Below are 19826 nucleotides of genomic sequence, written 5' to 3' on the forward strand. Positions count from 1 at the left end.
ACGACTGCCAGAAAAGATAAGGACACTCCTGTGGCACAAGACGTGCTCACCGACCTGAGCAAGGTTCGGAACATCGGCATCATGGCGCACATCGATGCTGGCAAGACCACGACGACCGAGCGCATCCTGTTCTACACGGGCGTCAACCACAAGCTCGGCGAGACGCACGACGGCGCCTCGACCACCGACTGGATGGAGCAGGAGAAGGAGCGCGGCATCACGATCACGTCTGCCGCCGTGACCTGCTTCTGGAACAAGAACCAGATCAACATCATCGACACCCCCGGTCACGTGGACTTCACGGTCGAGGTGGAGCGCTCGCTCCGCGTCCTCGACGGCGCGGTCGCCGTGTTCGACGGCAAGGAGGGCGTCGAGCCCCAGTCCGAGACCGTGTGGCGTCAGGCCGACAAGTACAACGTCCCCCGCATCTGCTTCGTCAACAAGATGGACAAGCTCGGCGCGGACTTCTACTTCACCGTCGACACCATCATCAACCGCCTCGGCGCCAAGCCGCTGGTGCTGCAGCTCCCGATCGGTGCCGAGAACGACTTCGTCGGCGTCATCGACCTCGTCGAGATGCGCGCGCTGGTCTGGCCCGGCGATGCCAAGGGTGACGTGACCATGGGTGCGTCGTACGAGATCCAGGAGATCCCGGCCGACCTCAAGGACAAGGCCGAGGAGTACCGCCAGCAGCTGCTGGAGACGGTCGCCGAGACCGACGAGGAGCTTCTCGAGAAGTTCTTCGGCGGCGAGGAGCTCACGGTCGCCGAGATCAAGGGCGCCATCCGCAAGATGGTCGTCGCCTCGGAGATCTACCCCGTGCTCTGCGGCTCGGCGTTCAAGAACCGCGGTGTGCAGCCGATGCTGGACGCCGTCGTCGACTACCTCCCGTCCCCGCTGGACGTGCCTGCCATCGAGGCGCACGACCCGAAGGACGAAGAGAAGATCATCGAGCGTCACCCCGACGCGAAGGACCCGTTCGCGGCCCTGGCCTTCAAGGTCGCCGTGCACCCGTTCTTCGGTCGTCTGACCTACGTGCGCGTCTACTCGGGCGAGCTCGAGTCGGGCGCCCAGGTCATCAACTCGACCAAGGGCAAGAAGGAGCGCATCGGGAAGATCTTCCAGATGCACGCCAACAAGGAGAACCCGGTCGACAAGCTGACCGCCGGCAACATCTACGCCGTGATCGGCCTGAAGGACACCACCACCGGTGACACCCTCGCCGCGATCGACGCGCCGGTCGTGCTCGAGTCGATGACGTTCCCGGAGCCGGTGATCGAGGTGGCCATCGAGCCGAAGACCAAGGCCGACCAGGAGAAGCTGGGTCTCGCGATCCAGAAGCTCGCCGAGGAGGACCCGACCTTCCGCACGGAGCTCAACCCCGAGACCGGTCAGACGACCATCAAGGGCATGGGCGAGCTGCACCTCGACATCCTCGTCGACCGCATGAAGCGCGAGTTCCGCGTCGAGGCGAACGTCGGCAAGCCGCAGGTGGCGTACCGCGAGACGATCCGCAAGGCCGTCGAGAAGCACGACTACACGCACAAGAAGCAGACCGGTGGATCGGGCCAGTTCGCCAAGATCCAGTTCAACATCGAGCCGCTCGAGCTCGACGGCGAGAAGACCTACGAGTTCGTGAACTCGGTCACCGGTGGTCGCATCCCGCGTGAGTACATCGGCTCGATCGACGCCGGTTTCCAGGACGCCATGAACGTCGGCGTGCTCGCCGGCTACCCGATGGTGGGCGTCAAGGCGACCATCGTCGACGGTGCGGCGCACGACGTCGACTCCTCGGAGATGGCGTTCAAGATCGCGGGCTCCATGGGCTTCAAGGAGGCCGCTCGTCGCGCCAACCCCGTGCTGCTCGAGCCGCTGATGGCCGTCGAGGTCCGTACCCCTGAGGAGTACATGGGCGACGTCATCGGCGACCTGAACTCGCGTCGTGGCCAGATCCAGTCGATGGAGGACGCCGCAGGCGTCAAGGTCGTCCGTGCGTCGGTGCCGCTGTCCGAGATGTTCGGCTACATCGGCGACCTGCGTTCGAAGACCTCCGGCCGTGCCGTCTACTCCATGGAGTTCGACAGCTACGCCGAGGTCCCGCGCGCCGTGGCCGACGAGATCGTCCAGAAGGCCAAGGGCGAGTAACCCTTTCTGGGAGCCGGGTTCCGGCCCGGCTCCCAGGTCACCTACAACTTCACATTCCCTCTCTACTAAACTGAGAATCAAACCCGTAGAGAACCGGTCGCAATCCAGTGCCCGGCACCTCTACAACGACGTCCTGAGGAGGACCCAGTGGCTAAGGCCAAGTTCGAGCGGACCAAGCCGCACGTCAACATCGGAACGATCGGTCACGTCGACCACGGCAAGACCACGCTCTCCGCAGCGATCTCGAAGGTGCTTGCTGACAAGTACCCCTCCGACACCAACGTGCAGCGCGACTTCGCTTCCATCGACTCGGCGCCGGAAGAGCGCCAGCGTGGAATCACCATCAACATCTCGCACATCGAGTACGAGACCCCGAAGCGCCACTACGCGCACGTCGACGCGCCCGGCCACGCCGACTACGTCAAGAACATGATCACCGGTGCGGCTCAGATGGACGGCGCGATCCTCGTGGTCGCCGCCACCGACGGCCCCATGGCTCAGACGCGTGAGCACGTGCTGCTCGCCAAGCAGGTCGGCGTTCCGTACCTGCTCGTCGCGCTGAACAAGTCCGACATGGTCGACGACGAGGAGATCCTGGAGCTCGTCGAGCTCGAGGTCCGCGAGCTGCTCTCCAGCCAGGGCTTCGACGGCGACAACGCTCCGGTCGTCCAGGTCTCCGCTCTCAAGGCCCTCGAGGGCGACGAGAAGTGGACCGAGAAGATCCTCGAGCTCATGCAGGCCGTCGACGACAGCGTGCCGGACCCCGAGCGTGACCGCGACAAGCCGTTCCTGATGCCCGTCGAGGACGTCTTCACGATCACCGGTCGTGGAACCGTCGTCACGGGTCGCGCCGAGCGTGGCACCCTGGCCATCAACTCCGAGGTCGAGATCGTGGGTCTGCGCCCGACGCAGAAGACGACCGTCACCGGTATCGAGATGTTCCACAAGCAGCTCGACGAGGCATGGGCCGGCGAGAACTGTGGTCTGCTGCTCCGCGGCACCAAGCGTGAGGACGTCGAGCGCGGCCAGGTCATCGTGAAGCCGGGTTCGGTCACGCCGCACACCGACTTCGAGGGCACCGCGTACATCCTGTCCAAGGACGAGGGTGGCCGTCACAACCCCTTCTACACGAACTACCGCCCGCAGTTCTACTTCCGTACCACCGACGTCACCGGCGTCATCTCGCTGCCCGAGGGCACCGAGATGGTCATGCCCGGCGACACCACCGACATGACGGTCGAGCTGATCCAGCCGATCGCCATGGAGGAGGGCCTCGGCTTCGCCATCCGCGAGGGTGGTCGTACGGTCGGCGCCGGTACGGTGACGAAGATCATCAAGTAAGCATCTGCTTCCTGCGAAAGGGGTCGGACCTTCGGGTCCGGCCCCTTTCGTCGTTCCCCGATATAACGGTTTGATATATAGGCTTGAATACAACTTGAAGTGTCGTATACCGTGAACCCTGCTGCACTTCGTGCAGCCCGTGTGCGTCTCCCGGGGTCAAGGCCGGGATGACGACTGTCGTTGCGCTCCGCTGAGACCCCCGAGGGGCCGCGGTCCCGCATCCATGGTGTGCATGCGCGAGGGGAGTGCCTGCACGCCGGGGAGTGGCGTGCGGGGTCATAGGGGAGTTTCAGCATGCGTTCGACCCTGCGTCGAAAGAGGAATCAGCGCGCCCGGAGACTGACGGCCATCACCGCCGTCGTCTCCCTCATCGCGGGAGCACTGGCTCTCGGGGTGTCGGCGCAGGTGGCGACCGCTGCGCCGTGGGCGCCGCGGGTGTCCGCGGAGAACGTCGATCCGGCGTCCGCAGGCAAGGACTTCGTGCTCGCGGGCGAGAACGTCGGCTTCGACATCGCCGTCGCGAACACCGACGGGGGAGCGCAGTTCAACCTGAGCCTCGTCGCGACGCTCCCGGCATCCGTCTCCTTCGTCTCGGCCGGCGCGTTCGGCGCCCCGACGGTCTTCCAGGCCGGAGAGGTGCTGCCGAACCGGTCGCGCACGGTCGACACCGACTGCCTCGCGGCCGGCCTTGCTCTGTCGGACGATCCCCCGCTCTGCTCCGTCCCCGAGGGGCAGCAGGTCTGGGTGTGGTCGAACGTCAACGACCTTCCGCAGGGCGCGACCGTCTCGTCGACGGTCACGGTTGCTCCGATCGCCGACCTGTACCCCGTCGGCGGCGAGGTCGGCTTCTCGATCCGCGCGTACACGAGCGACGACCCCTCCCGCCTTCCCACGTTCGACGGATCGCCCAGCGTCGCGAAGACAACGACCCACACGTCCGGCGCGGGCACCGCGACCGACGACGTACCCGTGCAGGCCCTGCGCATCGTGAAGAGCGAGCCGAGCGTCGAGAGCGAACTCCTCCGCGGCGTGCACCGCAACGTCACGACCTACACCTTGCGAGTCGAGAACACCACGCGTGGGGCGACGTCCGGCGTGACGGTGACCGACTACCTGCCCGCCGGTCTCGAGTACCTCGGGCTCGCCGCGATCGACAACTCCTCCGGTGCGGAATACCAGGGCGCGGGTCCGGTCTCCGGTGGTACGACCGCCGGGGAGAGCGTGGACACGATCGCGGTCACCGCGGCAGAGGCAGCGGCGCTGGGACTGCCCGGTGCAGGCGTGTACACGAAGATCGTGTGGACGCTGGGCGACCTGACGGCCGGCGCGACGGCAGAGATCCGCTATCACGCCGCCGTGCCGCTCCTGGCCAACGCCCTGTGGCCCGCCGGCGCCGCTCCGGCGGCCGCAGCGGGCACGCAGGCTGCGAACCTCGACAACAACACGGGCGCCTCCACGCGCCACGGCGGCGCCGACACCGCCGAGGCCGCTCAGACGTTCCGCAACGTCGCGGTCGTCGCGGGCACCTACCAGGGGCCCGTGCTCGGCGGCGACCCCGCCTACCGTGCCGCCAGCGACGATGACGACGAGATCATCGAGGCGGTCGACATCCGCGTCGTGAAGGGCGTCGAGTCGGGCGGTCTCTTCACGACGGGCTCCGTCGCCACCTACTCGGTGCGCGTGGACGTGAGCGAGTACGTGGACGCCTCGAACATCGTGCTGACCGACGTGATCCCGAACGGTCTCTGCCCCGCCTTCCCGGTCTCCGGCGACGACGCCGTGCTGAAGATCGACGACCGCACCGTGTCGAAGGAGGGCTGGAACCTCGAGGTCCCCGGCGACGCGTGCAACCTGCCGACCGAGGCTCGTGGCGCCGTGCTCTCGCCAGGACTCCACCTGACCTCCCTCGTCTACACCACGACCGACGGCACGTTCACCGCGACGTTCGCCGTCGACGACCTCGCCGCGGGCGCCTCGTTCACGGGCCAGTACTCCGTGATGCAGCGACCGAACTACACCGGCGCGAACGGCGGCACGAGCTCGGGCGACCGGTTCCTCAACAAGGTCCAGGTCGCGGCCGAGACCACCCCGATCGCGGCGATCGCGAACGACCCGGCGCTGAGCGCCGAGGTCGGCGGCACCCGTCACGCGCTCGACGACTCGTCCGCGCTGATCACCTCGAACTACACGGGGCTCGAGAAGGTGGTCCTGGAGCGGGGCCAGTCGCCCGCCGATGCAGACGCGACCTGGTCCGCGGAGAGCACGACGCCGTTCTCGCCGGGCGACGACGTCTGGTACCGGGTGACGGTGCCCTTCGCCACGGGCATCGACACGCGCAATCCGATCCTCACCGACTACCTCCCCGAGGGCGTCGAGATCGCCGAGATCCAGTACGGCTACCGCGGCATCCCCGGCTTCGGCAACACCGCGGGGCCCGTGACATGGGGGTCGGGCTCGTTCCCGACCGACTACATCCCGAACACTGCGGCGAGCGGCACCTCGCTCACCTGGGAGTTCGGCGCCCACAACCGCAATGGCAGCGGCGACCGCTTCATGCCGGCCGGGAGCGCAGCGATCATCTACATCCGCGCCGAGGTCGTGGCGCAGTCGGCGTCGCGAGACGACGTCGACAGCCCGCTGAACCACGCCAAGTACCAGCAGGTCAACGTCGACGGGGAGATCTCGTTCCTGCGCGACGACGCGGGCATCGACCTCGACTGGGGCGCGACACTGACCAAGGGCATCCGCGCGGTCAACGGTTCCGTGATCGGCGACGACTTCGGCGCGCGGATCCCCACGCGTCAGGTCGTGCAAGGGGATACCGTCGACTACCGCATCGACGTCACGGCGCCGCAGAACACGACGACCGACTACGTCGTCTGGGACGTCCTGCCCGCCGGCGTCACCAAGGCGGACGTCGGCTCGTTCGCGTCGGAGCTCTACGCCGCGGGGACGACGACGGCCATCCCGGCCGGCGACGTCACGGTCGCAGCGTACGATGACGGCGACGCCCTGCCCGACGGCATCTCGCTGGCGAGCGAGTTCGCCGGGCGCTCGGTGATCGCGTGGAAGATCGGCGCCTCGGTGGCCGGCTCCACGGCAGCCACCGAGACCACGGGCGCGCAGGTGCACGGGCTGACTCTCGGCTACACGTTGACGGTACCGGCGGGGGTCGCGGGCGGCGGAGCCGCCGCACAGCTGACGCAGAGCTACACCAACACCGCGGGGCTCGTCAGCTACGCCGTCGAGAACACCGCGAGCCGCACCACCACGGTCGTACCCCAGGGCGACGGGGGAGGGCAGCAGCTCACCACCCGCGCCCCGCGCGACGGCGAGGTCGCGGCATCCGACGACGACACCGTCGGCACGGCCGAGGTGCACCTGCCCGATGTGGCGGTCGACAAGAGGCTCGTGTCGACCGAGGTCGCTGCGGCGGCGAACACGTCGACCGGGACCAGCGACCTGGGCGACGGCTCCCGCAACAGCGCGACGCAGATCGTGCAGGGTGAGAAGGCGACGTTCGAGTACGCCGTGACGATCCCCGCGCGCACCACCGTCCGGGGCGCCGTACTCTCCGACGACGGCAGGCTCGGCATCTCGCCCGGCTCCGGATCGATGGCATACCAGTACGTCGAGGGCAGTGCGGAGTTCTTCGGCCCATCGGGCGCACCGCTGGCGATCGGCGCGACTGCCGACGACTTCCGGTCCTCCGAGCGGGCCGGTGAGACGCACGGCGTGCTCACCTTTCCCGACGTCTACACGAACGAGACGTCGGAGCCGCAGACCTTCCGGGCGCGCATCACGGTGTGGGTGACCGACAAGGACGCCTCGACCGCGGGCAGCTCGCGGGCCGATATCGCCCACGGCACGACTCTCACGAACACGGCACGGCTGACGTTCCTCGACCCCAACGCGCAGGGCGGTGCGCGCCTGACGCGCACCGACACGGCATCCGTCGACTTCGTCGAGCCCTCGCCGACGCTGAAGAAGACCACGTCGTCGGCCACCGTTCCGGCGAACGGGACCGTGACCTACACGCTCACCGCGAGCAACGCGGCGAACCGCCCGGCGCTCTACGACGTCACGGTGATCGACTGCGTGCCGCAGCAGATCACGCCGTCCGCACTCGCGCCCTCCGTAGGCACGGCGCGCATCCTCGCCGACACCTGCTCCGGATCGGCGAACGCGGCGATCCAGAAGGGCACCGGCAGCGGCACCCTCATCGAGTGGACCATCCCTGCCGTCCGCGGCACGGGTGCGGCCCCCACCCTGACCTACACCGGCACGGTCGAGGCACTCGCGGGCGGCGGCTCCCAGTTCGTCAACCGCGCCGAGCTGAGCGGATACACACTGCCCCTCGCCGTGGGCGCCGATCAGGACACGGCCCAGCGCCGCGGCCTCGTCACGCGCTCTGCGGCCGCCACGGTGCGAATGCCCGACGCCTCCGTCACGAAGAGCGCGTCGCCGGCATCCGCAGCGATCGGTGAGATCGTCACCTACTCGGTGACGACGACCCTGCCCTCGAGCACGAACTTCTACGACGTCGTGCTCACCGACACCCTGCCGGCCGGTGTGGAGTTCCTCCCCGAGGGCTCCCGCACCGAGAGCGTGCAGTGGGCGGGCGCGGCGGACCAGCCGACCGTGGGCGCCCCGACGCTGCGCGGCAACATGCTGTCGTGGACCATCGATCGCGACGACATCCTCGCGGCGGGCGATCCGCGCACCATCACCGTGACCTACCAGGCGCGCCTCACCACGGCCGTGACGTCGGCCGCTCCGGTCAACAGCGCCACCTTCGCCTGGAACCGCGTGGACGGGGCGACGGATCCCGCCGAGCGCGGTTCGGCGACGGCATCCGCCCCCGTGGCGATCCTCAACCCCGACGTGACGATCGCGAAGGCGGTCAAGAACACGGGCGCGCCCGACAGCAGCTACGGCTCGGCCTCCCTCGGCGGTCCCGACCAGTCGTTCACCTACCGCGTGCGCGTCACGAACGCGAGCGGCGCCGGCACGGCACCGGCCTACGGCGTCGTCGTGACCGACACGGTGGATGCCGGGATCCGCATCGACACGGCCCAGCCTGCGTTCGCCGGGGCGACGTTCTCCGACGCCACCGCCCTGCAGGAGGGACGAGGCGGAGTGATCACCTGGACGATCGACGGTCCGCTGAGCAACGTCGCCGGGTCGAACACCCGCGACTTCGTCTACGACGGCACGTTCATCGCCGCGCAGTCGCTCGGCAACGGCAAGCTCGGGAACAGCGTCGTCGTGACGAGGTACGAGTCGGCATCGACCGGCGGTTGGGCCTACCGGCCCGGCACCGGCACTCGCCCCGGAGGTGCGCCGCTGACGGCCACCGCCACGTCGGGCACGGCGGACATCACGCCGCGGTTCCCGCAGGTCGCGCTGAGCAAGCGGGCGACCTCGGGTACCGAGGCCTTCGTCGGCGAGTCGTTCTCGTGGACCCTCCAGGCGCGGAACACCGGGACCGGGGGTGCGCAGACCATCACGCTCACCGACACGCTGCCTGCGAACTGGGAGTACGACGCGACCGTGACGCCGCGCCTCACGGTCGGCTCGGCGGCCTCGGTCGCCCTGGGCGCTCCGGCCATCGGGGCCCAGAACGGCCGCCAGACGCTGACCTGGACGCTGGGTTCGGCGAACGGACAGCCGATCCTGCCCGGTTCCGACGGCGGTGCGACGCTCGCGCAGCGCACGCTGCTCGTGACGTTCGCGACCGTGCCGCACCCCGGCGCCGTGACCACGCCCGGTGCCGGTCTGTCGATCAACCACCGGAACACGGTCGGCGGCTCAGCCACCGACGCGACCGGATCGAGGCGCAACGCGAGTGGAGCCTATGCGGGTCCCGACGCCACCGCCGACGCCCACATCGGACGAGCGGATCTGCGCATCGTCAAGCAGGCCGTGGGCGGCGACGCGCAAGGTGCCTGGACCGCCGGCGACACAGCAAGGGCCGGATACACCCAGCCGCAGTGGCGCATCACGGTGACCAACCAGGGGCCGGATGCCGCGAGCGGGCCGTTCCGCGTGACGGACACGGCCGACCTCCCGGCGGGCGTGACGACCGGTGCCTTCACAGCCCGGTACTACGCGAGCGCCGCGGACACCACCGGCGTCGCACTGACGCTGTCGGGCTCCGGCTCGGCATCCGCTCCGTTCGTGGTCGGCGACCGCTCCCGCACGCTGAAGGCCGACGGCACCGACCGCATCGTGCTCGTCGCGAACGTGTCGATCCAGGCTCCGGCGACGGGTACCGCGACGAACACGGCCGACGTCGTCGGTCGCACGTTCGAGCGCCAGGCTGACATCACGAAGGACAACGCCACCTCCGTCTCGAAGCCGATCTCGAGCGCGGCCGACCTCGCGGTGACGAAGACCGTGAACACGACGGAGGTCACCGCAGGCCGTCCCGTCACGTGGGGCATCAGCGTGCGCAACAACGGTCCGTCCGTCGCCGTCTCGACCGACGCGTCCCCCATCACGGTCACCGATGTGATCCCCGACGGCATCAGCGCCGTGCAGGATCCTTCGGCCGGCCTGACGGCGTGGACCGTCTCGGCGTCGAACGGGTGGCCCGCCGCCGCCGGCGACACCGTCACCTGGACGTTCACGGGCGCCCAACTGCCGGTCGGACCGGCGCAGGGCCTGTCGCTCACGGGCACGGTCGACGCCTCGTGGACCGGTGGCGCGGTGCGCAACGTCGCGGTCGTCACCCCCGGCGCGACGACCGATCCGGTCGCCTCGAACAACACGGGCGAGGCGTCGGTCACCCCCGGTGACGACACGACGCTGGCGATCACGAAGACCCGCGTGGTCCGTGAGGGCGGTACGTGGAAGGACGCCGCGCAGTACGGCGGCCCGCTCCCCGCTCTCGTCGCCGGTGAGACGGTCAGCTACCGCATCGTCGTGACCAACAACGGTCCGGCCGATGCCCGCGACGTCCGCGTCGTGGACGAGGTGCCCGGCATGCTCGCCTACGCCTCGGTGGAGGGCGAGAACGGGCGCTGGACGCGCACCGCCGGCCCCGGAACGGACGACACGTTCGCCGTCGCCGGCACCGTGCCCGCGGCGGCCGGCGACAACACCCGGTCGTTCGTCGTCACCTACACCGTCGACTCCGCGCTGACGCCGGGTTCCGATGTCGAGAACCGGGCGAGGGCTGAGGCGACGAACTCGACGAACACCCCTCGCGACGCCGACACCACGGGATCGAACCGCGTGGCCGACCTGTCGATCGTCAAGCAGGCGCTCGGCGCCGATGGTTCGCCCGTCGCCGACGGCGTGGTGCCCGAGGTGACGGCCGGCACCCAGACGCGCTTCCTTCTCACGGTGGCCAACGACGGCCCGAGCATCTCGAGCGCGCCGATCGACGTCTCCGACCGTCTCCCGGCAGGGCTGACGTACGTCTCGTCGACCATCGACGTGGCCGGCGCCGGTGCGCGCACCGCCACCGCCTCGGTCTCGGATGACGGCCGGTCCCTCTCGTGGGCAGCCCTCACCGGCGCCGACACGCTGGCGGCAGGGCAGACGATCGCGATCGTGGTGACGGCCGCCGTCGCACCGGACGTGCGTCCGCAGCGACTCGTCAACACCGCCGACGTCACCGGACCGGAGGACTCCGACCCGAGCGACAACCACGGCGAGGCGTCGATCGACATCGTCACGCTCGCCGAGCTCACGCTCGAGAAGGACGTCGCCGCGGGCCCGTGGATCGCGGGAACCGAGGTCGAGTACACGCTCACGGTGCGCAACGACGGGCCCTCGGTCGCTGATGCGTTCGTGACGGACGTGCTGCCCGAGGGGCTCACAGCCGTGTCGATCGCGGGTGCCGGATGGACGTGCGACGTCTCGGATCAGAGCTGCGAGCGCACTGCTCACCCGCTCGGGGACAGCACGATCACCATCGTGGCGCTCGTCGGCTCGAACGTCCTCACCGGCACGTCGCTGACCAACACGGCGACCCTGTCGTGGAACGACAGCCGGGCCACGTCTCCGCATCAGGTGTCGGACACCGCGGTCATCGACGTGACGACCGAGGCCGATCTGCGCCTCACGAAGACCGCGGTCGACGCCGACGGCGCCGAGGTGGCCACGGCCGTCGCGGGGGAGAGCACCCGCTATCGCCTCGAGGTCGAGAACCTCGGAGCGAGCGACGCGGTCGGCCCGATCTCCGTGGTCGACGAGCTGCCGGTCGGCACCGCGTTCACGGGTCTGGTCGGCGCAGCCGCCGACGCCTGGACCGCGAGGGTCGATCCGTCCGCTCCGCAGTCCGTGACCTTCACGCTCGCTCCGGCCGGTACCGGTCTCGTGAGCGGGGCCTCCGCTCCGACCATCGAGTTCGACGCGCTCGTGGACCCCTCGGTCGGGCACGGCACCGTGCTCACGAACGCCGCGGTCGTGTCGTCGGGCACTCCGGACGCGAATCCCGCGAACGACGGCGATACGGCCGACGTGACCGTGGCGAAGGAGGTCGACCTGTCGATCGTGAAGAAGCATGACGCGGATGCCGTGCGCATCGGCGACGAGCTGCCCTTCACCCTGCAGGTCGCGAACGCCGGGCCGTCGGAGGCGACGGACGTCATCGTGACCGACACCGTCCCGGCCGGACTCGAGGTGCTCACCGCCGTGGGCGACGACGTCGGCAGCGGCTGGACCGTCGAGGCCGTCGAGCCCGTCGACCAGGATGACCCGAGCGCCGGAACCCGAGTCGTCGCGCGGTACGGGCAGCCTCTCGCCCCGGCGGAGGACGCCGCACCGCTCGTCATCGACACGCGCGTGCTGGTCGGCGCGTATCCCGAGGTCGTCAACACGGCGGCGGTCACCGCAGCGGAGATCGGCGATCAGCATCCCGACCGCACGCCGGACGACAACAGCGCGGAGGATGCCGTCGCCGTGCCGCCGATGGCTGCGCTCACGGTCACGAAGACGGCCATAGGGACCTTCCAGGCGGGCAAGACGGGGCTGTACCGGATCGTCGTCCGCAACGACGGCCCGACCGCCGACCCCGGTGCGATCGTGGTGACCGATGCCCTGCCCGAGGGGATGTCCTTCGCCGGCTCGCCCGACTCGACGGTGCGCGTGGACGGACGCGTCGTGAGCTGGATGCTCGCCGATGGGCTCGCGGTCGACGAGGAGGTCACGCTCACTGTGCGAGTGAACCTGGCGCAGGCCGCGTACCCCGCAGTGACGAACGTCGTCTCGGTCGCCTCCGCGAGCGAGCAGACGTCGGCAGCGCGACTCGTCTCCGCGGCGGACGTCGACGTGCAGGCGGCCGACCCGCTCGCGACGACCGGAGCGGAACCGGAGTGGGGCCTCGCCCTCCTCGCCGCGCTCGTCATGCTCGTCGGCGGACTTTTGCTGGCCGACCGACGTCGCCGGTCGGCGGCGGAATAGGAGTTCCCCGGGGAAGAGGTGCGATGGAGCCGCTCGATGACGCTCCGTCACACCTCTTCCTTCCGCGTGCAGTCCCCTCCGTGCAGAATGTACGTGACGCGCGAGATCCCTCGTCGTCGATCAGTGGAAAAGGGGGCCCGCATGGGTATCGAAGACGCCGTCAACAAGGGCAAGGATCTGTACGAGCAGAACAAGGACAAGATCGCCGAGGCCGTGAAGAGCGAGCAGGCCGAGGACATCAGCGACAAGGTGCTCGACGGCGTCGCGGACTTCGCGAAGAAGATCGCGCCGGGTGCGGCCGACAAGATCGACGAGATCCGCGACAGCGCCGACAAGGCCATCGGCAACGAGTGAGCAGCGTCGCACAGACGCACGGCGGCGGCTCTCCGGGGGGAGGGCCGCCGCCTCTCTGCATCCGGGACCGGGTATTCCACAGGGCGGTATCGCGTTTCGGAGCCGGATGCCTTTAGAATGAAGTCGACCGCCTGGGGAACTTGCGGTCGAGGGACGTCGAAGGGGTTCGACCTCCCGTATCCACGCGGCTCGCCGCGTCACAACTGGGGAATCGATTTTGGGGATCATCGTGCGACGCGCGCACTCTGTGCGCCCTGGCGTCTTCCCGCCTGCACGGCGGATGCTCCGCCGTGCCCTCGGTCGAGGATTCCGGCGTCCCTTCACGTCGGGGTCCTCGCGTTCGGTGTGCCCCCTCGCACTGAACGCCCTCCCCAAGCGGGGCGAGGCATGGGGATGCCTCGCCCCGCTCTCCGTCTGAATAGCGGCTCGATGCGACGCTGCTGACAGCGCCGCGCGCACGCGACGGAGCATGTTCAGCGGATGCTCAGCGAGCGCGACACGCCCGGGTTTGCAGAACGGAAAACCGCCGTGGCAGAATAGACAGGTTCGACATTTCGGCGCGCTCAGCGTGCGCCGGATCACCACCAGGGCAGTGCATAGGCGGCGCGACAGCGCAGGGACCTAGGCCGCGGGTGGCAGAACGCCCCCGACACCTTCATCACGAGGGCTTCGCCGTGCGCGGCGGAGGTCGGCAATCCGCTCGCCGCGAGGCGGGCGGGCTGACAGCAGAACAGTGGTGCGCAGACCGGTTCGCAGAACCGATCGAGTGCCGAGGCGCGAACAGCGCCGACGTGCGTCCAATGCCCCTGGGTCACCCGGCTCAGGACGGTAAGACGCTTAAAGAGAGAGAGCAGACAATGGCGGGACAGAAGATCCGCATTCGCCTGAAGTCGTACGACCACGAGGTCATCGACACGTCCGCACGCAAGATCGTCGACACCGTGACCCGTGCGGGCGCGACCGTCGTCGGTCCCGTGCCCCTTCCGACCGAGAAGAACGTCGTGTGCGTCATCCGGTCGCCCCACAAGTACAAGGACAGCCGCGAGCACTTCGAGATGCGCACCCACAAGCGTCTGATCGACATCGTCGACCCGACGCCCAAGGCCGTCGACTCGCTGATGCGCCTCGACCTGCCGGCCGACGTCAACATCGAGATCAAGCTCTGAGGTTCGACATGGCTGACATCAACGCAAAGATTTCCAAGGGCATGCTCGGCACCAAGCTCGGCATGACCCAGGTCTGGAACGAGAACGGCAAGCTCGTTCCCGTCACCGTCATCGAGCTCGCCTCAAACGTGGTCACGCAGATCCGTACCCCCGAGAAGGACGGCTACAACGCCGTCCAGATCGCGTACGGCCAGATCGACCCGCGCAAGGTGAACAAGCCCCTGACCGCCCACTTCGAGGCAGCCGGCGTCACGCCGCGTCGTCACGTCACCGAGATCCGCACCGCGGACGCCGGCGACTACACCCTGGGCCAGGAGCTCACGGTCGACGGCACCTTCGAGGCCGGCCAGCTCGTCGACGTCGTCGGCACGAGCAAGGGCAAGGGCACCGCCGGTGTCATGAAGCGTCACAACTTCAAGGGCGTCTCCGCTTCGCACGGTGCGCACCGCAACCACCGCAAGCCCGGCTCCATCGGCGCATCGTCGACCCCGAGCCGCGTCTTCAAGGGCATGCGCATGGCCGGCCGTATGGGTGGCGAGCGCGTGACCGTCCTCAACCTCACGGTGCACGCCGTCGACATCGAGAAGGGTCTGCTGCTCGTCAAGGGCGCCGTCCCCGGTGCTCGTGGCCGCATCGTCTACGTCCGCAACGCAGTGAAGGGTGCCTGATCATGGCTGACTCCACTCTCGCGCTCGACGTCCTCAAGGCAGACGGCAAGAAGGCAGGCTCCGTCGAGCTGCCCGCCGCTCTGTTCGACGTCAAGACGAACATCCCGCTCATCCACCAGGTCGTCGTCGCGCAGCTCGCGGCGGCTCGCCAGGGCACGCACTCGACCAAGCGTCGTGGCGAGGTCTCCGGTGCCGGCCGCAAGCCCTTCAAGCAGAAGGGCACGGGTAACGCCCGTCAGGGCTCGATCCGCGCGCCGCACATGACCGGTGGTGGCATCGTGCACGGCCCAAAGCCGCGCGACTACTCGCAGCGCACCCCGAAGAAGATGATCGCGGCCGCCCTCCTGGGCGCGCTGAGCGACCGCTTCCGCGGTGACCGCCTGCACGCCATCGACTCGTTCGGCACCGACGGTGCTCCCTCGACCAAGGCCGCGGCGGGCTTCCTCGCCCAGGTCGCCACGTCGAAGAACGTGCTCGTGGTCATCGAGCGCGGCGACGAGCTCGCGCTGAAGAGCATCCGCAACCTCAGCCACGTCCACGTGCTGTCGTTCGACCAGCTCAACGCCTACGACGTACTCGTCTCCGACGACATCGTCTTCACCCAGGCCGCTCTCGAGGCGTTCATCTCCTCGAAGTCCGGCGCCAACCAGGAGGTCTCCGCATGAGCGAGCAGGCATCTGTTCTCCAGACGGCCCTGAACAAGGACCCGCGCGACATCATCCTGAAGCCGGTCGTGTCCGAGAAGAGCTACGGTCTGATCGACGAGGGCAAGTACACCTTCCTCGTGGACCCGCGCGCTTCGAAGACCGAGATCAAGCTCGCCATCGAGAAGATCTTCGGCGTCAAGGTCGCAGGGGTCAACACCCTCAACCGCGTCGGCAAGGCTCGTCGCACCCGCTTCGGCACCGGCAAGCGCAAGGACACCAAGCGCGCCATCGTGACCCTGAAGTCGGGCACCATCGACATCTTCACGGCAATCGGCTGATCCGGGGGATAAAGGACAATCATGGCTATTCGCAAGTACAAGCCCACGACCCCGGGCCGCCGCGGCTCGTCGGTGGCTGACTTCGCCGAGATCACCCGATCGACGCCGGAGAAGTCGCTGCTGCGCCCGCTCGCCAAGACCGGTGGTCGCAACAACCAGGGCCGCATCACGACCCGTCACATCGGTGGTGGCCACAAGCGCCAGTACCGCGTCATCGACTTCCGTCGTAACGACAAGGACGGCGTCAACGCCAAGGTCGCTCACATCGAGTACGACCCCAACCGCACGGCTCGCATCGCGCTGCTGCACTACTTCGACGGCGAGAAGCGCTACATCATCGCGCCGAACAAGCTGAAGCAGGGCGACATCGTCGAGTCGGGTGCAGGCGCCGACATCAAGCCGGGCAACAACCTCCCGCTGAAGAACATCCCGACCGGTACGGTGATCCACGCGATCGAGCTCCGTCCCGGCGGCGGTGCGAAGCTCGCGCGTTCGGCCGGTGCGTCCGTCCGTCTCGTCGCGAAGGACGGCCCCTACGCTCAGCTGCGTCTCCCCTCGGGCGAGATCCGTAACGTCGATGCGCGCTGCCGCGCGACCATCGGCGAGGTCGGCAACGCCGAGCAGTCGAACATCAACTGGGGCAAGGCCGGCCGCAAGCGCTGGCTCGGCGTCCGTCCCACCGTCCGTGGTGTCGCGATGAACCCGGTCGACCACCCGCACGGTGGTGGTGAGGGCAAGACGTCCGGTGGTCGTCACCCCGTCACCCCCTGGGGCCAGGCTGAGGGTCGTACCCGTCACGCCAACAAGGAAAGCGACAAGTACATCGTGCGTCGCCGTAACGCCGGCAAGAAGCGCAAGTAGGAGTAAGAGAAGATGCCTCGCAGTCTCAAGAAGGGCCCCTTCGTCGACGAGCACCTGCTTCGCAAGGTGATCGGTCAGAACGAAGCCGGCACGAAGAACGTCATCAAGACCTGGTCGCGTCGGTCCATGATCATCCCGGCCATGCTGGGTCACACGATCGCGGTCCACGACGGTCGCAAGCACATCCCCGTGTTTGTGTCCGAGACCATGGTCGGTCACAAGCTGGGCGAGTTCGCGCCCACCCGCACCTTCCGCGGCCACGAGAAGGACGACAAGAAGGGCCGCCGCCGCTGACGCGGGGGCGATAGAGGAGAGAGAAATGGTGGAGTCCATCGCACGCGTGCGACACATCCGCGTGACCCCTCAGAAGGCTCGTCGTGTCGTCGCGCTCATCAAGGGCAAGCAGGCCCAGGAAGCTCTCGCGATCCTGAAGTTCGCACAGCAGAGCGCCAGTGAGCCGATCTACAAGCTTGTCGCGTCGGCCATGGCCAACGCGCAGGTCAAGGCGGATCGTGACGGCGAGTACCTCGACGAGCAGGACCTGTACGTGAAGAACGCGTACGTGGACGAGGGCACGACGCTCAAGCGTTTCCAGCCCCGTGCACAGGGTCGCGCTTTCCAGATCAAGAAGCGCACGAGCCACATCACGGTCGTGCTCTCGACGCCTGAGGCGGCTCCGGCCGCTGCGGGCGACAGCAACAAGAAGGCGAGCAAGTAATGGGACAGAAGGTAAACCCGTACGGCTTCCGCCTCGGCATCACCACGGACCACGTGTCGCGCTGGTTCTCGGACTCGACGAAGCCGGGTCAGCGTTACGCCGACTACGTGGCCGAGGACATCAAGATCCGTCGTCTGCTGCAGACGCAGCTCGACCGCGCCGGCGTCTCGAACATCGAGATCGAGCGCACCCGTGACCGCGTCCGCGTCGACATCCACACCGCCCGTCCGGGCATCGTGATCGGTCGTCGTGGTGCAGAGGCCGAGCGCATCCGCGGCGACCTCGAGAAGCTCACGGGCAAGCAGATCCAGCTGAACATCCTCGAGGTGAAGAACCCCGAGGCCGACGCTCAGCTCGTCGCGCAGGGTATCGCCGAGCAGCTCTCTGCTCGTGTGGCTTTCCGTCGCGCGATGCGCAAGGGTCTCCAGGGCGCGCAGCGCGCTGGCGCCAAGGGCATCCGCATCCAGGTCTCCGGCCGCCTCGGCGGCGCCGAGATGAGCCGTTCGGAGTTCTACCGCGAGGGTCGTGTGCCGCTGCACACGCTGCGCGCGAACATCGACTACGGCTTCTACGAGGCCAAGACCACCTTCGGCCGCATCGGCGTGAAGGTCTGGATCTACAAGGGCGACCTGACCAACAAGGAGCTTGCTCGCGAGCAGGCCAACGCACCGAAGTCCCGTCGTGACGACCGTGGTGGCGACCGCCGCCGCGCGCCCCGCAACGAGGCTCCCGTCGCAGAAGGAGCGTCTGCCTGATGCTTATCCCCCGCAAGGTCAAGTACCGCAAGCAGCACCACCCGAAGCGCGATGGCCAGGCCACCGGCGGCACGAAGGTCTCCTTCGGCGAGTTCGGCATCCAGGCCCTCACCCCGGCGTACGTGACGAACCGTCAGATCGAGTCCGCTCGTATCGCGATGACCCGTCACATCAAGCGTGGTGGAAAGGTGTGGATCAACATCTACCCGGACCGCCCGCTCACCAAGAAGCCGGCTGAGACCCGCATGGGTTCCGGTAAGGGCTCGCCCGAGTGGTGGGTCGCCAACGTCAAGCCGGGTCGCGTCCTCTTCGAGGTCGCCGGTGTCAACGAGGAACTCGCTCGTGAGGCACTGACCCGAGCAATCCACAAGCTGCCGCTCAAGGCACGCATCATCAAGCGCGAGGAGGGCGACGCGTAATGGCGATCGGCACCAAGGAGCTCGCTCCGGCAGAGCTCGACACGTTCGAAGACCAGCGCCTCGTTGAGGAGCTGCGCAAGGCCAAGGAGGAGCTGTTCAACCTCCGTTTCCAGTCGGCCACCGGCCAGCTGGAGAGCCACGGCCGCATCCGCGCCGTCAAGCGCGACATCGCGCGCCTCTACACCGTGATCCGCGAGCGCGAGCTGGGCATCCGTGCGACGCCCGCTCCCGTCGAGGCTCCGGCCAAGAAGGCGTCCAAGTCGAAGGCGAAGAAGGCGGATGCCGCTGACGACGCCGTGAAGGAAGAGGCCGAGTGATGGCTGAGAAGAAGGCTGCAGCCGCTGAGGTCGAGCACGCCGCGCACGATGTGCGCGACGCCGAGGCCCGCGGTTACCGCAAGGCCCGTCGTGGCTACGTCGTCAGCGACAAGATGGACAAGACCATCGTGGTCGAGGTCGAGGACCGCGTGAAGCACCCGCTTTACGGCAAGGTCATCCGCCGCACCTCGAAGGTCAAGGCGCACGATGAGGCGAACTCCGCCGGCATCGGCGACCTCGTCCTGATCAACGAGACCCGCCCGCTGAGCGCCACCAAGCGCTGGCGTCTGGTGGAGATTCTGGAGAAGGCCAAGTGATTCAGCAGGAGTCTCGCCTCAAGGTCGCCGACAACACCGGCGCGAAGGAACTGCTCACGATCCGCGTCCTCGGTGGCTCGCGCCGCCGCTACGCCGGTCTGGGCGACACCATCGTCGCGACGGTCAAGGACGCGATCCCGGGCGGAAACGTCAAGAAGGGCGATGTGGTCAAGGCCGTCATCGTCCGCACGGTCAAGTCCACGCGCCGTCCCGACGGCTCGTACATCAAGTTCGACGAGAACGCCGCCGTGATCCTGAAGAACGACGGGGAGCCCCGCGGCACCCGCATCTTCGGCCCGGTCGGCCGTGAGCTTCGCGACAAGAAGTTCATGAAGATCGTCTCGCTGGCGCCGGAGGTTATCTAAG

General features: G+C 68.2%; 16 protein-coding genes. All 16 read left to right on the plus strand.

Going from position 1 to position 19826, the window contains the following annotated elements; all coding sequences use genetic code 11:
* Window positions 1–30: 30 nt before the first annotated feature.
* The 16 genes from fusA to rplN all read left to right on the plus strand — a co-directional run bounded on the left by fusA (window position 31) and on the right by rplN (window position 19825).
* Entirely contained in the window at window positions 31–2145 is a 2115-nt protein-coding gene (gene fusA, locus RAC69_RS06175; RefSeq protein WP_341933619.1) for an elongation factor G, read from the plus strand.
* Between the two features lie 147 nt (window positions 2146–2292).
* Window positions 2293–3486 carry an elongation factor Tu gene (gene tuf / locus RAC69_RS06180; RefSeq protein WP_096715090.1) on the plus strand — a complete coding sequence of 398 codons (1194 nt, stop codon included), beginning with the start codon at window positions 2293–2295 and terminating at the stop codon, window positions 3484–3486.
* Between the two features lie 294 nt (window positions 3487–3780).
* Complete coding sequence (locus RAC69_RS06185; protein ID WP_375085916.1) at window positions 3781–12900, plus strand: isopeptide-forming domain-containing fimbrial protein; 9120 nt, start codon at window positions 3781–3783, stop codon at window positions 12898–12900.
* A gap of 141 nt (window positions 12901–13041) precedes the next feature.
* Entirely contained in the window at window positions 13042–13254 is a 213-nt protein-coding gene (locus RAC69_RS06190) for a hypothetical protein (protein WP_341933621.1), read from the plus strand.
* An 857-nt stretch (window positions 13255–14111) separates the two neighbouring features.
* Entirely contained in the window at window positions 14112–14420 is a 309-nt protein-coding gene (gene rpsJ, locus RAC69_RS06195; RefSeq protein WP_017201594.1) for a 30S ribosomal protein S10, read from the plus strand.
* An 8-nt stretch (window positions 14421–14428) separates the two neighbouring features.
* The gene (rplC, locus tag RAC69_RS06200) at window positions 14429–15088 is read left to right on the plus strand and encodes a 50S ribosomal protein L3 (protein ID WP_096715092.1); all 660 of its coding nucleotides are present in this window, start codon (window positions 14429–14431) and stop codon (window positions 15086–15088) included.
* A gap of 2 nt (window positions 15089–15090) precedes the next feature.
* The gene (rplD, locus tag RAC69_RS06205; protein ID WP_341933623.1) at window positions 15091–15753 is read left to right on the plus strand and encodes a 50S ribosomal protein L4; all 663 of its coding nucleotides are present in this window, start codon (window positions 15091–15093) and stop codon (window positions 15751–15753) included.
* Complete coding sequence (gene rplW / locus RAC69_RS06210) at window positions 15750–16073, plus strand: 50S ribosomal protein L23 (RefSeq protein WP_017829206.1); 324 nt, start codon at window positions 15750–15752, stop codon at window positions 16071–16073. Before rplD ends, rplW begins: the two co-directional genes overlap by 4 nt.
* Window positions 16074–16094: 21 nt before the next feature.
* Window positions 16095–16934 carry a 50S ribosomal protein L2 gene (rplB, locus tag RAC69_RS06215; protein WP_251586864.1) on the plus strand — a complete coding sequence of 280 codons (840 nt, stop codon included), beginning with the start codon at window positions 16095–16097 and terminating at the stop codon, window positions 16932–16934.
* 12 nt (window positions 16935–16946) lie between these two features.
* The gene (gene rpsS / locus RAC69_RS06220; RefSeq protein WP_045249922.1) at window positions 16947–17228 is read left to right on the plus strand and encodes a 30S ribosomal protein S19; all 282 of its coding nucleotides are present in this window, start codon (window positions 16947–16949) and stop codon (window positions 17226–17228) included.
* 25 nt (window positions 17229–17253) lie between these two features.
* Complete coding sequence (gene rplV, locus RAC69_RS06225) at window positions 17254–17652, plus strand: 50S ribosomal protein L22 (RefSeq protein WP_025102404.1); 399 nt, start codon at window positions 17254–17256, stop codon at window positions 17650–17652.
* The gene (rpsC, locus tag RAC69_RS06230) at window positions 17652–18407 is read left to right on the plus strand and encodes a 30S ribosomal protein S3 (RefSeq protein WP_050722499.1); all 756 of its coding nucleotides are present in this window, start codon (window positions 17652–17654) and stop codon (window positions 18405–18407) included. Before rplV ends, rpsC begins: the two co-directional genes overlap by 1 nt.
* Window positions 18407–18826, plus strand: a complete 420-nt coding sequence (gene rplP / locus RAC69_RS06235) for a 50S ribosomal protein L16 (RefSeq protein ID WP_045275476.1) — start codon at window positions 18407–18409, stop codon at window positions 18824–18826. The genes rpsC and rplP overlap by 1 nt, the downstream gene beginning before the upstream one ends.
* Window positions 18826–19143 carry a 50S ribosomal protein L29 gene (gene rpmC, locus RAC69_RS06240; RefSeq protein ID WP_050722500.1) on the plus strand — a complete coding sequence of 106 codons (318 nt, stop codon included), beginning with the start codon at window positions 18826–18828 and terminating at the stop codon, window positions 19141–19143. The genes rplP and rpmC overlap by 1 nt, the downstream gene beginning before the upstream one ends.
* Window positions 19143–19460, plus strand: a complete 318-nt coding sequence (rpsQ, locus tag RAC69_RS06245) for a 30S ribosomal protein S17 (protein WP_096715095.1) — start codon at window positions 19143–19145, stop codon at window positions 19458–19460. Before rpmC ends, rpsQ begins: the two co-directional genes overlap by 1 nt.
* Window positions 19457–19825 carry a 50S ribosomal protein L14 gene (gene rplN, locus RAC69_RS06250; protein WP_053097479.1) on the plus strand — a complete coding sequence of 123 codons (369 nt, stop codon included), beginning with the start codon at window positions 19457–19459 and terminating at the stop codon, window positions 19823–19825. Before rpsQ ends, rplN begins: the two co-directional genes overlap by 4 nt.
* Window position 19826: the final 1 nt, after the last annotated feature.

The sequence above is a fragment of the Microbacterium sp. LS_15 genome (genome assembly GCF_041954735.1).
Lineage (GTDB): Bacteria > Actinomycetota > Actinomycetes > Actinomycetales > Microbacteriaceae > Microbacterium.

Excerpts from the sequence above, each read along its gene's own strand:
- RAC69_RS06190 (WP_341933621.1), top strand. The coding sequence starts at position 13,042 with ATGGGTATCGAAGACGCCGTCAACAAGGGCAAGGATCTGTACGAGCAG.
- rplP (WP_045275476.1), top strand. The coding sequence starts at position 18,407 with ATGCTTATCCCCCGCAAGGTCAAGTACCGCAAGCAGCACCACCCGAAG.
- rplW (WP_017829206.1), top strand. The coding sequence starts at position 15,750 with ATGAGCGAGCAGGCATCTGTTCTCCAGACGGCCCTGAACAAGGACCCG.
- rplC (WP_096715092.1), top strand. The coding sequence starts at position 14,429 with ATGGCTGACATCAACGCAAAGATTTCCAAGGGCATGCTCGGCACCAAG.
- rpsS (WP_045249922.1), top strand. The coding sequence starts at position 16,947 with ATGCCTCGCAGTCTCAAGAAGGGCCCCTTCGTCGACGAGCACCTGCTT.
- rplB (WP_251586864.1), top strand. The coding sequence starts at position 16,095 with ATGGCTATTCGCAAGTACAAGCCCACGACCCCGGGCCGCCGCGGCTCG.
- rpsJ (WP_017201594.1), top strand. The coding sequence starts at position 14,112 with ATGGCGGGACAGAAGATCCGCATTCGCCTGAAGTCGTACGACCACGAG.
- RAC69_RS06185 (WP_375085916.1), top strand. The coding sequence starts at position 3,781 with ATGCGTTCGACCCTGCGTCGAAAGAGGAATCAGCGCGCCCGGAGACTG.
- rplD (WP_341933623.1), top strand. The coding sequence starts at position 15,091 with ATGGCTGACTCCACTCTCGCGCTCGACGTCCTCAAGGCAGACGGCAAG.
- rplV (WP_025102404.1), top strand. The coding sequence starts at position 17,254 with ATGGTGGAGTCCATCGCACGCGTGCGACACATCCGCGTGACCCCTCAG.
- rpmC (WP_050722500.1), top strand. The coding sequence starts at position 18,826 with ATGGCGATCGGCACCAAGGAGCTCGCTCCGGCAGAGCTCGACACGTTC.
- rpsC (WP_050722499.1), top strand. The coding sequence starts at position 17,652 with ATGGGACAGAAGGTAAACCCGTACGGCTTCCGCCTCGGCATCACCACG.
- rpsQ (WP_096715095.1), top strand. The coding sequence starts at position 19,143 with ATGGCTGAGAAGAAGGCTGCAGCCGCTGAGGTCGAGCACGCCGCGCAC.